The organism is Azospira sp., from assembly GCF_030247495.1.
Taxonomy (GTDB): domain Bacteria; phylum Pseudomonadota; class Gammaproteobacteria; order Burkholderiales; family Rhodocyclaceae; genus Azospira; species Azospira oryzae.
The window spans coordinates 153777-166559 of sequence record NZ_JAOTRW010000009.1; the positions used below are offsets into that span (position 1 = coordinate 153777).

General features: G+C 67.4%; 15 protein-coding genes, 1 other RNA gene and 1 riboswitch. Of the genes, 9 read left to right on the plus strand and 7 right to left on the minus strand.

What is annotated here, in order from left to right:
• Positions 1–41 precede the first annotated feature (41 nt).
• Positions 42–698 carry a GntR family transcriptional regulator gene (locus tag OEL49_RS14395; RefSeq protein WP_130459816.1) on the plus strand — a complete coding sequence of 219 codons (657 nt, stop codon included), beginning with the start codon at positions 42–44 and terminating at the stop codon, positions 696–698.
• A gap of 74 nt (positions 699–772) precedes the next feature.
• Entirely contained in the window at positions 773–1549 is a 777-nt protein-coding gene (locus tag OEL49_RS14400; protein WP_287875315.1) for an enoyl-CoA hydratase/isomerase family protein, read from the plus strand.
• A gap of 94 nt (positions 1550–1643) precedes the next feature.
• On the opposite strand, the gene OEL49_RS14405 is transcribed toward OEL49_RS14400, so the two are convergent.
• The 7 genes from OEL49_RS14405 to OEL49_RS14435 all read right to left on the minus strand — a co-directional run bounded on the left by OEL49_RS14405 (position 1644) and on the right by OEL49_RS14435 (position 5963).
• Positions 1644–3317 (minus strand): cation acetate symporter, encoded by a 1674-nt coding sequence (locus OEL49_RS14405; RefSeq protein WP_014235637.1) that lies wholly within the window; start codon positions 3315–3317, stop codon positions 1644–1646.
• A complete protein-coding gene (locus OEL49_RS14410) occupies positions 3317–3637 on the minus strand; it encodes a DUF485 domain-containing protein (protein WP_014235638.1) in 321 nt (106 codons plus the stop codon). Before OEL49_RS14410 ends, OEL49_RS14405 begins: the two co-directional genes overlap by 1 nt.
• Before the next feature lie 244 nt (positions 3638–3881).
• Positions 3882–4685: a sulfite exporter TauE/SafE family protein gene (locus OEL49_RS14415; protein ID WP_287875318.1), complete on the minus strand. Its 804-nt coding sequence runs from the start codon at positions 4683–4685 to the stop codon at positions 3882–3884.
• Complete coding sequence (locus OEL49_RS14420) at positions 4675–5145, minus strand: EVE domain-containing protein (protein WP_414635389.1); 471 nt, start codon at positions 5143–5145, stop codon at positions 4675–4677. The genes OEL49_RS14415 and OEL49_RS14420 overlap by 11 nt, the downstream gene beginning before the upstream one ends.
• Positions 5146–5216: 71 nt before the next feature.
• A non-coding RNA gene (gene ssrS / locus OEL49_RS14425) (6S RNA) lies at positions 5217–5396 on the minus strand.
• A gap of 37 nt (positions 5397–5433) precedes the next feature.
• Positions 5434–5763, minus strand: coding sequence for a cell division protein ZapA (locus OEL49_RS14430; protein WP_130459812.1), 330 nt, complete (start codon positions 5761–5763; stop codon positions 5434–5436).
• Positions 5760–5963, minus strand: a complete 204-nt coding sequence (locus OEL49_RS14435; protein WP_287875323.1) for a hypothetical protein — start codon at positions 5961–5963, stop codon at positions 5760–5762. Before OEL49_RS14435 ends, OEL49_RS14430 begins: the two co-directional genes overlap by 4 nt.
• 142 nt (positions 5964–6105) lie before the next feature.
• Positions 6106–6316, plus strand: a riboswitch (cobalamin riboswitch).
• A 132-nt stretch (positions 6317–6448) separates the two neighbouring features.
• Here OEL49_RS14435 and OEL49_RS14440 point away from each other — a divergent pair.
• From OEL49_RS14440 to OEL49_RS14470, 7 genes are all read left to right on the plus strand, one after another.
• Positions 6449–8413 (plus strand): TonB-dependent receptor family protein, encoded by a 1965-nt coding sequence (locus OEL49_RS14440; RefSeq protein ID WP_287875325.1) that lies wholly within the window; start codon positions 6449–6451, stop codon positions 8411–8413.
• Between the two features lie 23 nt (positions 8414–8436).
• Positions 8437–9417 carry a FecCD family ABC transporter permease gene (locus tag OEL49_RS14445; protein WP_014235644.1) on the plus strand — a complete coding sequence of 327 codons (981 nt, stop codon included), beginning with the start codon at positions 8437–8439 and terminating at the stop codon, positions 9415–9417.
• Positions 9414–10184 carry an ABC transporter ATP-binding protein gene (locus tag OEL49_RS14450; protein WP_152090358.1) on the plus strand — a complete coding sequence of 257 codons (771 nt, stop codon included), beginning with the start codon at positions 9414–9416 and terminating at the stop codon, positions 10182–10184. Before OEL49_RS14445 ends, OEL49_RS14450 begins: the two co-directional genes overlap by 4 nt.
• Positions 10185–10242: 58 nt before the next feature.
• Positions 10243–10845 carry a cob(I)yrinic acid a,c-diamide adenosyltransferase gene (gene cobO / locus OEL49_RS14455; protein ID WP_287875329.1) on the plus strand — a complete coding sequence of 201 codons (603 nt, stop codon included), beginning with the start codon at positions 10243–10245 and terminating at the stop codon, positions 10843–10845.
• 116 nt (positions 10846–10961) lie between these two features.
• On the plus strand, positions 10962–12269 hold the full coding sequence (locus tag OEL49_RS14460; protein ID WP_287875331.1) for a cobyrinate a,c-diamide synthase: 1308 nt from the start codon (positions 10962–10964) through the stop codon (positions 12267–12269).
• A gap of 7 nt (positions 12270–12276) precedes the next feature.
• On the plus strand, positions 12277–12504 hold the full coding sequence (locus tag OEL49_RS14465) for a hypothetical protein (RefSeq protein WP_014235648.1): 228 nt from the start codon (positions 12277–12279) through the stop codon (positions 12502–12504).
• A 31-nt stretch (positions 12505–12535) separates the two neighbouring features.
• Positions 12536–12781, plus strand: a complete 246-nt coding sequence (locus OEL49_RS14470; protein WP_014235649.1) for a hypothetical protein — start codon at positions 12536–12538, stop codon at positions 12779–12781.
• The last annotated feature ends 2 nt before the right edge of the window (positions 12782–12783 follow it).

Below are 12783 nucleotides of genomic sequence, written 5' to 3' on the forward strand. Positions count from 1 at the left end.
ATTTTCTATATCCTGCTGAATTTCTGTCCCACCGATCGTTCATGAACGCCATCCGTATCGCCCAGCCCGCCCTCTACGAAGAAGTGGCCGAGCGCCTGCGTCAGCGCATCTTTTCCCATGAACTGCCACCCGGCACCTGGATCGACGAGCAGGCCCTGGCCGAAGACTACGGCATCTCCCGCACCCCCCTGCGCGAGGCCCTGAAGGTGCTGGCCTCCGAAGGCCTGGTGACCCTCAAGCCGCGCCGCGGCTGCTACGTCACCGAGCTGTCCGGGGGCGACATCCAGGAAATCTTCCCCATCATCGCCATGCTGGAAGGCCGTTGCGCCTTCGAGGCCACCCAGAAGGCCACCCCGGCCGACGTGGCCCGCCTGCAGGCGATCCAGGACATCCTGGAAAAGGCGGCAGCCACCGGCAACATTCCGGCCTACTTCGAGGCCAACCAGAATTTCCACCTGACCCTCTGGGAAATCGCCGGCAACCGCTGGCTGCTGCAGGTGATCCAGGATTTGCGCAAGGTCCTCAAGCTGACCCGCTACCAGTCCCTGTCCGTGGACGGCCGCCTGAAGAAGTCCATGGAAGAACACCGGGAACTGCTGGCCGCCATCACCGCCAAGGACCCGGACCTGGCCGAGAAGGTCATGAAGAGCCACCTCATCGCCGGCAGCGAAGCCATGGCCAAGGCCACCAGCCGCTGAACCGCACCCGCCGCACACCCCGGGGCTGCCTGTGCAGCCCCTGTTTTTTTCCACCCCGCCTTGAAAGAACCGCCATGTCCGGACGCATTCTCGTCTCCCGTGACGGCGACATCGCCACCGTCACCCTCTCCAACCCGGAGAAGCTCAACGCCGTTAACTACGCCATGTGGTGCGACCTGGCCGCCGCCATGGCCGAACTCTCGGCCGACTCCAGCCTGCGCTCCGTCGTCCTCGCCGGTGCCGGCGAAGCCTTCGCCGCCGGCGGCGACATCGAGGAATTCTTGGTCAAGCGCACCAACCTGGAACAGGCCCTGCACTACCACGATAAGGTGGGCGCTGCCCTGGATGCGGTGCGCGACTGCCCCCACCCCACCGTGGCCCTGATCCGGGGCGCCTGCATCGGCGGCGGCCTGGAGATCGCCGGCAACTGCGACCTGCGCATCGCCGGCGAAGGGGCCAAGTTCGGCGCCCCCATCAACAAGCTGGGCTTCTCCATGTATCCGGGCGAGATGTCCGGCCTGCTGGCCCTGGCCGGCCCCGCCGTGATGTCCGAGATCCTGCTGGAAGGGCGCATCCTCTCTGCCGCCGAGGCCTACGGCAAGGGACTGCTGACGCGGGTGGTGGCCGATGCCCAGCTGGAGGACGAAGTCACCGCCACCGCCCGCCGCATCGCCGCCGGCGCTCCCCTGGTGGCCCGCTGGCACAAGCAGTGGATGCGCCGCCTGGCTTCCGGCGCGCCCCTGACCCAGGAAGAAAAGGCCGCCTCCTTCGCCTTCCTCGACACCGCCGACTACAAGGAAGGCCTGGACGCCTTCCTGGCCAAGCGCAAGCCCGCCTTCAAGGGCTGCTGATCAATAAACTGCGCTGGCCGCCGGCAACGGCAAAAAGAAAAAGCCCCGGGAAACTCCCGGGGCTTTTTTATGGCGCTGACGCTGCAGCTGGCGCTTAGTGGTTGCTGGCGCCGGCGGCACCCAGACCGGTCTGGGCACGCACGTACTGGTCGTCGAAGGCTTCGATCTCGCGCTTGGCCTGGGCGCTGGTATCCAGCTTGGAGACCACGAAGGCGATGAGGAAAGCCAGGGGCATGGAGAACAGGGCCGGCTGGTCGTAGGGGAAGATGGCCTGGGCCTTGCCCAGCACGGTCACCCACACGGCCTTGGACAGCACCACGAAGACCACGGCAGCAGTCAGGCCGCAGATGGTGCCGGCAATGGCGCCCTTGGTGGTCAGACCCTTCCAGTACATGGAGAGGATCAGCACCGGGAAGTTGGCAGAAGCAGCGATGCCGAAAGCCAGGCCGACCATGAAGGCCAGGTTCTGCTTTTCGAACATGATGCCCAGGCCGATGGCAGCCAGACCGATGAAGATGGAGGCGATCTTGGACACCTTCAGCTCGGAACCGCCCTTGGGCTTGCCCTTGCAGATCACATTGGCGTAGATGTCGTGGGAGATGGCGGAAGCGCCGGCCAGAGCCAGGCCGGAAACCACGGCCAGGATGGTGGCGAAGGCCACGGCGGAAAGGAAGCCGAGGAAGATGTTGCCGCCGACGAACTTGGCCAGGTGCATGGCCACCATGTTGCCGCCGCCGATCATCTTGCCGCCGACGTTGCCGCCTTCGAAGAACTCGGGGTTGGTGCCGACCAGAACGATGGCGGACATACCCAGCAGCACCACCACCAGGAAGAAGAAGCCGATGAAGCCGGTGGCCACGAACACGGACTTGCGGGCCTGCTTGGCATCCGGCACGGTGAAGAAGCGCATCAGGATGTGGGGCAGGCCGGCGGTACCGAACATCAGGCCCAGGGACAGGGACACCGCATTAACCGGATCGGCCAGCAGGGAACCCGGACCCATGATCTTGGTGCCGTCCTTGTGCACTTCGGTAGCCTTGGTGACCAGGGTTTCGAAATCGAAGCCGAAGTGGGACATGGCCAGCAGCATCATCAGGGTGCCGCCGCCAAGCAGCAGACAGGCCTTGATGATCTGCACCCAGGTGGTGGCGATCATGCCGCCGAAGGTCACATAGACCATCATCAGCACGCCCACCACGACCACGGCCACCTCATAGTCCAGGCCGAAGAGCAGCTTGATCAGCTGGCCGGCGCCGACCATCTGGGTGATCAGGTAGAACAGCACCACGGTCAGGGAGGAGATGGCAGCCACCGTCCGCACCTTGCTCTGATCGAGACGGTAGGAGGTGATGTCGGCAAAGGTGAAGCGGCCCAGGTTACGCAGGCGCTCGGCCATCAGGAACAGGATGATGGGCCAGCCGACGAAGAAGCCGACGATGTAGACGAAACCGTCATAGCCCTTGGCGAACACCATGGAGGTCAGACCCAGCAGGGTGGCGGCGGACATGTAGTCGCCGGCAATGGCCAGGCCGTTCTGGAAACCGGTGATGCCGCCGCCGGCAGTGTAGAAGTCGGCGGTGGACTTGGTGCGGTTGGCGGCCCAGTAGGTGATGCCCAGGGTGGACAGCACGAAGGCCACGAACATGGCGATGGCGGCCACGTTCAGGGGCTGCTTTTCAGCCTCGCCGACGGTGCCGGGACCGGCATAGGCGGCACCGGCGGCCAGCAGCAGGCCCAGCAGGGGCAGGAAGCGGGACAGGTTACGCATTATTGGGCCTCCTTGGTGGCTTCCTTGATCAGTTCGGCGTTGATTTCGTCGAACTTGCCGTTGGCGCGATGCACGTAGAGGCCGGTCATGACCCAGAACAGCAGCATCATCAGGGCGGCGATGGGCCAGCCGATGGTGGCGATACGGCCTTCGCCCAGGGGGGAGGCCAGCAGGGTGGGATTGAAGGCGACCACGGCCATGAAGCCGTAGTACAGGATCAGGACCACGGCAGACAGGGTCCAGGCGAAGCGGCTGCGGGTGGCAACCAGCTTGTCGAACTTCGGATTGTTGCGAATCCGTTCGTAGGCAGCGCTGCTCACGAGTGTTCTCCTCAGTTTGAGTATTTGTTTAGGTCGGCAGAAAAAGACCGACTCCCCCTCTACCCAGCCCTCCCGGCGGGTTTTCCCCAATGTGGGAAACCCGTATTGCGTCCGGGAACGGACATGGATTACGCAATGATATAACAGTTACGCAAATTTCCATACCCGCCCGTATGTCGCGGCGCAAAAACAAAAAAGGGCCCGCAGGCCCTTTCCATATGCATCAAGGTCGGCAAGCCGCCATCTACATGACGCCATGCAACATCTTGGCTGCCAGCAGCACCAGCACGCCGGCGAAAATCCGCTTCAGGGTCGCCACCGGCAGGCGATGGGCCAGACGCGCCCCCACCGGGGCCGCCACCACGCTGCCCGCCATCACCCACAGCAGGGCCGGCAGATAGACGTAACCAACGCTCCAGGCCGGCAGGCCGGCCTCGCCCCAGCCGTTCCAGACGTAGCCCAGGGTGCCGAAGAAGGCGATGGGCAGGCCGAGGGCCGCCGAAGTGCCGATGGCGTTGCGCACCGGCACGTTACACCAGGCCAGGTAAGGCACCGTCAGGGAGCCGCCGCCGATGGCCACCAGGGAAGAGAGGGCGCCGATGACCCCGCCCGCCAGCCCCAGGCCGGCCGGGCCGGGCAGTTCCCGGTGGGGTTTCGGCTTGAAGTTCAACGCCATCTGCAACGCCACGCAGGAAATGAAGCAGGCAAAGAACAGGGCCAGGCCCTGGGTGGAAATGCGGGCGGCGAGCTGGGTGCCCAGCACTGTCCCCACCAGCACCCCCGGAGTGAAGGAGCGCAGCGTGTCCCACATCACGGCGCCATGCTGGTGGTGGGTGCGCAGGCTGGAAATGGCGGTGAAGATGATGGTGGCCATGGAGGTGCCGAGGGCCAGATGCAGCATCTGCTCCGGCGGGAACTGCTGGCCGGCGAAGATCATGGCCAGCAGGGGCACCATCACGGCGCCGCCGCCGATGCCCAGGAGGCCGGCCATGAAACCGGCGAAGAGGCCCAGACCCACATAGGCCAGCCACCAGAAATCAAAAAGCATCGTTCAGCTCCATCAACTTGCGGGTAATGAATTGCCACTCTTCCGTCGTCACCGGGGTGATGGACAGGCGGCTGCCCTTTTGCAGCACTCCCATGGCCGCCAGGGCCGGATGGCAGCGCAGTTCGGTCAGGGGCACGAAGCGCCCGCGGGCGACGAAGGCCACATCCACGTTGAGCCAGCGGGGCTGCCCGGGCGAGGATTTGGCATCGAAATAGGGACTGGCCGGATCGAACTGGGTGGCATCGGCGTAGGCGGCGGACGCCACCTGACCCAGGCCGGCGATGCCCGGCACGGCACAGCCGGAATGGTAGAAGAGCACGCCGTCGCCCAGCTTCATGGCATCGCGCATGAAATTGCGGGCCTGGTAGTTGCGCACGCCGAACCAGGGCACCCGGCCGAGACGGGCCAGGTCGTCGATGGACACTTCGTCCGGCTCGGATTTCATCAGCCAGTAAGCCATGGGCGAACAGGGGAAAAGAGGGGCCACAAAAGGAAACAGCGCGGTGGATTGCTCGCACCGCGCTGCTGTATTAGGCCCCCGCCTGTGCCGTTAGGCCGGCATCCTGAACCTGAGTTCAGAGTGGTCGCTTGCCGTCCGCATCAGGTGCACCCGACGAAGGGCGCTCACAACAGCGGATGAGTGGTTCGCGGCCGATGCCAATTAGCATTGGTTCAAGGAATATATGGCCTTGACGAACACCGCAGGGGACAATCGGCGGAAACTTTTGCTGGTGCGGCCAAGAAGGCTTCAGAACAAGGGTTCCTGGCCTTGGAGGGCCGCGTCCAACTGTGTTTCCATGGCTCCGATTCTACGCTGAAAGTCAGAGCCGTCAACGGGGGTTTCAGGATTTTCTGCGGGGCTCTCCGCCTTCCCGGCGGAAAGCAGTTCGTGGGCGATATTCAGGGCCGCCATGACCGCCACGCGCTCGGCGGCGGCAGTTTTGCTCTTGGCTGCGATGTCCTGCATCTTGCGGTCCACATAGGCGACGGCAGCCAGCAGCGCTTCCTGTTCGCCGGGCGGGCAGGCCACCCGGTATTCGCGGCCGAGGATGGCCACGTCGATGAAATTGCCGCTCATGCCTTGCCCTCCTCCGGCAACTGCTCGGCCAGCGCCTCGAGGCGGGCACGGGCCGCCTCCATGCGCTCGACCAGACGCAGGCGCTCGTCTTCCGCGCTGGCCAGTCGGGCGCGCAGTTCCTGGTTCTCGGCCCGCAGGCTGTGGCAGAGGCTGACCACCTGCGCCACCTTGCCCTCGAGGGCATCCAATTGCTTAGTCATAGGCGCGAACTATAGAGGCCAAAAACACGCAAGGTCAAGGACTAAGACCATATTTTGAATGTGTTTTATGCCAAAGCGCCCAGGCGCCGGCCTCGCCATACAGGCAGGTATGGAGTACCATCCGCCCCCGTTGTTCCACCAGGGACAACGCTCCGCGTCAGGTGCCGCGGGAGGAGTCCTCCTCCGCGGTTAAACGGGAAACAGGTGCGCGCCGCCAGCAGCGGCGCAATGCCTGTGCTGCCCCCGCAACGGTAAGGAAGTGCGGGTCCATCACGACGCCACTGGGTCACCCCCGGGAAGGCGATGGATCAAGACTTCCGAGCCCGGATACCGGCCTGAACGGAATTCGCGGAAGCGTCGCGGGGAAGCGGCAAGACTGGTCTGTCCAAAAAGCACTCCTGATCCGAAGGTTCCCTGCCCGCGTCCAATTACCATCGGCGACGGTGCTGCGGGATGCGCATCGTTGCCATGCAGGAGTCACTCCCATGCGCCGTTCCCTGTTATCCACCGCCCTGACCGCTGCCTTTGCCCTGCCTGCGACCGCGGCCCTGGCGGAGGAAGCCTCGCTCCAGTCCGTCATCGTCACCGCCACCCGTTTCTCCGAGGCCGATTGCCGTACGGCAGCCAACATCAGCGTCATTTCCCGGGAAGACATCGAGAAGACGCCAGCCACCAATCTGACCGACCTGCTGGCGACCCGGGCCGGCATCAACGCCATGCCGATCTACGGCCCTCTGGGCCTGGACGCGACGGTGGACATGCGCGGCTTCGGCTCCACCGCCACCAGCAACACCCTGGTACTGCTGGACGGCCAGCGCATCAGCCCCACCGACATGGGAACCATCATCTGGTCCTCCATTCCCCTCACCGGCATTGAGCGCATCGAGGTGGTACGCGGCTCCGGCACGGTACTCTACGGCGACGGAGCCACCGGCGGCGTCATCAACATCATCACCGACAAGTCCGGCAAGCCCCGGGCCTCCATTACCGCCACCGCTGGCTCCTTCGGCTACCGAGGCCTGGACGGCAGCTTCGCCGGTGGCAATGAGCACCTCTACGGCAATCTGTTCGTGCGCAGTGCCAGCCTCGACGGCTACCGCCAGAACAGCCAGCAGGACCAGCAGGCTGCCAGCGGCCGCGTAGGCTTGAAGCTGGAGCGGGGCGAGGTCTTCTCAGATTTCGCCGTATACAAGGAATCCTCCGGACTCCCAGGCAATCTGCTGCAGGCGACCTACGAAAACGATCCGCGTAACAGCCGCAAGCCCTACGACACCCAACGCCGTGACGGCTATCGTGTCCGCCCTGGTGTGGCCTATGCCCTCTCCGACAAGGTGGACCTGGAGACGGAAGTCAGCTTCGAACACCAGACCCTCAACACCGACCTCGTCTCTTCCAACTGGAAGAGCGAGCGCGTCCGCGACACCCTTTCCTTCACCCCGCGTCTGCGCATCAACCACGGCCTCGGGACACTGGGCAGCGAAACCACGGTGGGGGTGGATTACTACGACGCCAAGGTCACCTCCACCAACCAGAACGGCCCCAACCAGCGCGCCACCCAGAAAAGCAGCGCCTTCTACCTGCAGAACCTGACCAACCTCACCTCCGCCCTCAGCCTGACCCTGGGCGCCCGCCAGCAGCGCATGAAGCAGAGCGCCTACCAGGATGCCTATCCGGCCTGGTTTCAGCCCGGCATGGACGGCAGTGCCAGCCGCACCCGTTCCGCCTACGACCTGGGCCTGACCTACGGCAGCGGCGCCTGGCAGTTCTTCGGCAAGACCGGCACCACCTTCCGCTTCGCCAACCTGGACGAGCTCTTCGGCTACGACAACCTGGCCTTCCGTCCGGTGTTCGCCGGCGACCTCAAGCCCCAGCACGGCCGCACCAACGAAATCGGCGCCCGCGTTGCCCAAGGCTCCTGGTCGGCCCGAGCCGCCCTCTTCCGCACCACCCTGAGCGATGAAATCGGTTACGACGCCAGCGCCGGTGCCAACGTCAACCTGGACCCCACCCGCCGCCAGGGCCTGGAAACCGAGGCCGACTGGAAGCTGAGTTCCAGCGTCAGCGCCAAGGTCAGCTACACCTATCTGGATGCCACCTTCCGCAGCGGCACCTATGCCGGCAAGCGGGTGCCCCTGGCCCCGACACACCAGGGCAGCGTCCTGCTCACCTGGGACGGCGGCAGCATCGGCCAGTACGGGGTCCTCACCCGCATGGTCGGCAAACGGGCCTACGGCAGCGATTTCGACAACAGCCACGGCGACCTGGCCGGCTACGCCACCCTGGACCTGCAGGCTTCATGGAACTTCAAGCCCTGGACCCTGAAGGCTCAGATCGCCAATGCCCTGGACCACAAGCATGCTGCGTTTGCCGGCTATTCCAGCACGGCCGGTCACTACTATTACCCGACCGACGGGCGCGCCCTGTTCGTCTCCGGGCGTTACGATTTCTGACCGACTGTTCTGCCTGACCAACCATGCCCTCCCGCCGTCGTGCCCTGATCGTCATTGCCCTGCTGGTGCTGCTGGCCGGGGTGAGTCTGGTCGTGGCCCTGGCGGTGGGCAGCATCAGCATTCCCCCCGGCGCCGTCCTGCAGGGGCTGCTCGGCGATGCCGAGGCGCCGGGCTACGCGGTGGTGCATAACCTGCGCCTGCCCCGGGCCCTGGCCGCCTTTGCCTGCGGCGGGCTGCTGGCGGTGGCCGGCTGCCTGATGCAGGTGCTGCTGCGCAATCCCCTGGCCGATCCCTATGTGCTGGGCATCTCCGGCGGCGCCGGGGTCGGCGCCCTGGTGGCCATCCTGCTCGGGCTGTCCGCCTTCGGCATCAACGGCCTCGCCTTCAGCGGCGCCCTGGCCGCCACTTTCCTGGTCTTCGGCCTGGCCCACGGCGACGGCTCGTGGACCCAGACCCGCCTGCTGCTCACCGGGGTCATCGTCGCCGCCGGCTGCGGCGCCCTGGTGGCCCTGATGCTGTCCCTGGCGCCGGAGCACAAGCTGCACGGCATGCTCTACTGGCTGATGGGCGACCTCTCCCAGGCCACCGACGCCCGGCCGCCCCTGCTGGCCCTGGCGGCGGCCCTGCTGCTGGCCCTGCCCTTCGCCCGGGAACTCAACCTGCTGGCCCGGGGCCTGGCCACGGCCCAGGCCCTCGGCGTGGCCGTGGTGCGCCTGCGCCGGCTGGTCTATGTGGTGGCTTCCCTGGCCACCGCCACCGCCGTCACCACTGCCGGCTCCATCGGCTTCGTCGGCCTGGTGGTGCCCCATCTGGTGCGCCTGGCGGTGGGCAACGACCAGCGCCTGCTGCTGCCCGCCTCGGCCCTGGCCGGCGGCGCCCTGCTGGCCCTGGCCGACACCCTGGCCCGCACCGTAGCGGCGCCCCAGCAGCTGCCGGTGGGGGTGCTGACCGCCCTCATCGGCGTGCCCGTGTTCCTCTTCCTCCTCACCCGGGCGCCGCGATGACTGCCTTGCTGCAAGCCAGCCGACTCACCGTGCGCATCGGCGACCGGGAGGTCTGCCGCGACCTGGAACTGCAACTGCAGCCGGGGGAACGGCTGGCCATCCTGGGACGCAACGGGGCCGGCAAGTCCACCCTGCTGTCCACCCTGGCCGGCCTGCGTCCGGCCCAGGGCGGCGAGGTGCGCCTGCAGGGGCGCAGCTATGGGGAACTGGGGCCCCGGGCGGCGGCCCGGCAACGGGGCTGGATGGCCCAGACCCAGGCCGACGCCTTCGCTTCCAGCGTGCTGGAGACGGCCCTGGCCGGGCGCCATCCCCACCTGGGCCGCTGGGACTGGGAATCGGGCGCCGATGCGGAACTGGCCCGGGCCGCCCTGGCCCGGGTGGGGCTGGCCGGCATGGAACAGCGGGAGACGCCTTCCCTCTCCGGCGGCGAGCGCCAGCGCCTGGCCATCGCCACCCTGCTGACCCAGGCGCCGGACCTCTACCTGCTGGACGAGCCCCTGGCCCACCTGGACCTTTCCCACCAGATCACCGCCCTGGAACTGTTCGCCGGCCTGGCCCGGGAGCGGGGCGCCGGCGTGGTGATGGTGCTGCACGACCCGGGCCTGGCCGCCCGCTACTGCGACCGGGCCCTGCTGCTGCAGGGCGACGGCACCTGGGAGAGCGGCCCGGTGGCCGAGATCCTCACCGCCGCCCACCTCAGCCGCCTCTACGGCCATCCCCTGCGGGAGGTGGAGGACGGGGGCAGCCGCTGGTTCATCCCCTGCTGATTCCAGCCTTTTCTCCAGCCGCCTCTTTTCCCTTTTTCCCCGATTCCCGGAGTTCCCCATGAGCGACGAGCGCAACCAACGCCACAACAGCCGCATGGCCCGCAAGAAGGAAGTGGTCGACGCCAAGATCGCCCAGGCCAGCCAGGAGCGCGGCGTCCTGCTGGTGCATACCGGCAACGGCAAGGGCAAGAGTTCCGCCGCCTTCGGCGTCCTCGCCCGGGCCCTGGGCCACGGCCTCAGCGCCGCCGTCATCCAGCTGGTGAAGAGCCGCTCCGACACCGGCGAGGAAGGCTTTTTCCGGCAGCAGCCCCGGGTGCACTGGCACGTCATGGGCGAAGGCTTCACCTGGGAAACCCAGGACCGGGAGAAGGACCTGCGCGCCGCCCGGGCCGCCTGGGAGCAGGCCTGTGTCTACCTCGCCGACCCGGCCATCGACCTGGTGATCCTGGACGAGCTGACCTACGCCTTCAAGTATGGCTGGCTGGAGCTGGATGCGGTGCTGGCCGCCTTCGCCGCCCGCCCGCCGCACCAGCACGTCATCGTCACCGGCCGCGCCGCGCCGGAGGCCCTGGTGGCCGCCGCCGACACGGTCAGCGAAATGGGCATGGTCAAGCACGCCTTCCAGGCCGGCGTCGCCGCCATGCCCGGGATCGAGTTCTGAAGGGCCGCCGGCCTGACCGGCAATAGGCACGGGAATCCTGGCGACGACATGCCGCCGATGCCCGTCCCGCCTGCCTCCCAGGCCATCCCCCCAAAATCTCCACCGAGCCGCCGCCCATGACTTCCCTCGCCTGCCCCGCCCTCCTCGTCGCCGCCCCCGCCTCCGGCCAGGGCAAGACCACCGTGGTCGCCGCCCTGGCCCGGCTCCACGCGCGCCAGGGGCGCCGGGTCAAGGTCTTCAAGTGCGGCCCGGACTTCCTCGATCCCCAGATCCACCAGGTGGCCAGCGGCCAGCCCTGCGACAACATCGACTTCCGCATGGGCGGCGAGGCCGACGCCCGCTGGCGCCTGGCCCGGGCCGCGGCGGAGAACGACCTGATCCTGGTGGAAGGGGTGATGGGCCTCAATGACGGCGAACCCTCCGCCGCCGCCCTGGCCCGCCTGCTGGGCCTGCCCATCCTGCTGGTGCTGGACGCCTCCGCCATGGCCGGCAGCTTCGGCGCCGTCGCCTTCGGCCTCAAGCACTACCGGGAGGAACAGGGCGGTGGCGCCCCCATTGGCGCGGTGCTGGCCAACCGGGTCGGCAGCGCCTACCACGCCCAACTGTGCCGCGACACTCTGGATGAAGCCGACATCGCCTGGTACGGCCACCTGCCCCGGGACAACGACGCCGCCATGCCGGAGCGCCACCTGGGCCTGCTCCCCGCCGCCGAGATCGAGGACCTGAAACAGCGCCTGGACGCCATGGCCGACGCCCTCGCCGCCACCGCCGCGGCCCAGTTGCCGCCGCCGGTACACTTCGCCCCGGCCCCGCCGCCCGCCCTGCCCCGCCTGCTGGCGGGCAAGACCGTGGCGGTGGCCCGGGACGCCGCCTTCTGCTTCGCCTACCCGGCCAACCTGGAATGCCTGGAGAACCTGGGCGCCCGCCTCGTCCATTTCTCGCCCCTGGCCGACGCCGCCCTGCCCCCCTGCGACGCCCTGTGGCTGCCCGGCGGCTACCCGGAACTGCACGGTGCCGCCATCGCCGCCAACCGCTCCATGGCTGCCGCCCTGCAGGCCCACGCGGCCGCCGGCAAGCCCCTGCTGGCCGAATGCGGCGGCATGATGAGCCTGTTCGCAACCCTGGTCTCGGTGACGGGGGAAAGCACGGCCGGCTTCGGTCTGCTGCCCGGCGAGAGCCGCATGCAGAAAAAGCTGGCCGCCCTGGGCCTGATGGCCGCCGAACTGCCGGAAGGCCGCCTGCCCGGCCACAGCTTCCACTACTCCACCAGCAGCACGCCCCTGGAACCCCTGGTACGGGCGCTCAAGCTCACCGGCAACACGCCCGGGGAGCCCATCTACCGGGTCGGCCGCCTCACCGCCTCCTACGTGCACTTCTACTTCCCCGCCAACCCGGAGGCGGTGGCCCGGCTACTGGGGGCCTGAGAGCGTCATGCTGGTCCGTCTGCTGCGACACCTCCTGGGCCGGCGCCGGCCGACCCCGCCGACCAGCCCGGAGGAACGGGCACGGCGGCTGATCTCCGCCATCGATGCCGGCGGCATTCCCCTCAACCCCATCGCCCTCAACCGGCTGGCCCGGGAACTGGGTCTGGAAGTCTCCCGCCAGGCCCGACCGGAAGATACGGTGGCCCGCATCCGCGCCCTGGTGGCCCGGCTTTAGCCCGGCGCCCGAGTCTGGCATCATTGCCCCCATGAAAAATCTGCCCTTCAGCTTCATCGTCATGGAGTTTCTCGGCCTGCTCTGCCTGGTGCCCGCCGTGGCCAGCCTGGCCGGATTCGGCGCCCTCCTGCATCCCATCCTGGCCGACAGCGGCGCCGGCATCGCCGCCCTGGTGACGGCCGTCTCCCTCATCATTTCGGGCTTCTTTCCCTTCGTCCTGCGTCGCCTCATGGTGCAGGAAGAGGAGCAGGACGCCGCCAACCACCGCGGCGGCTGAAC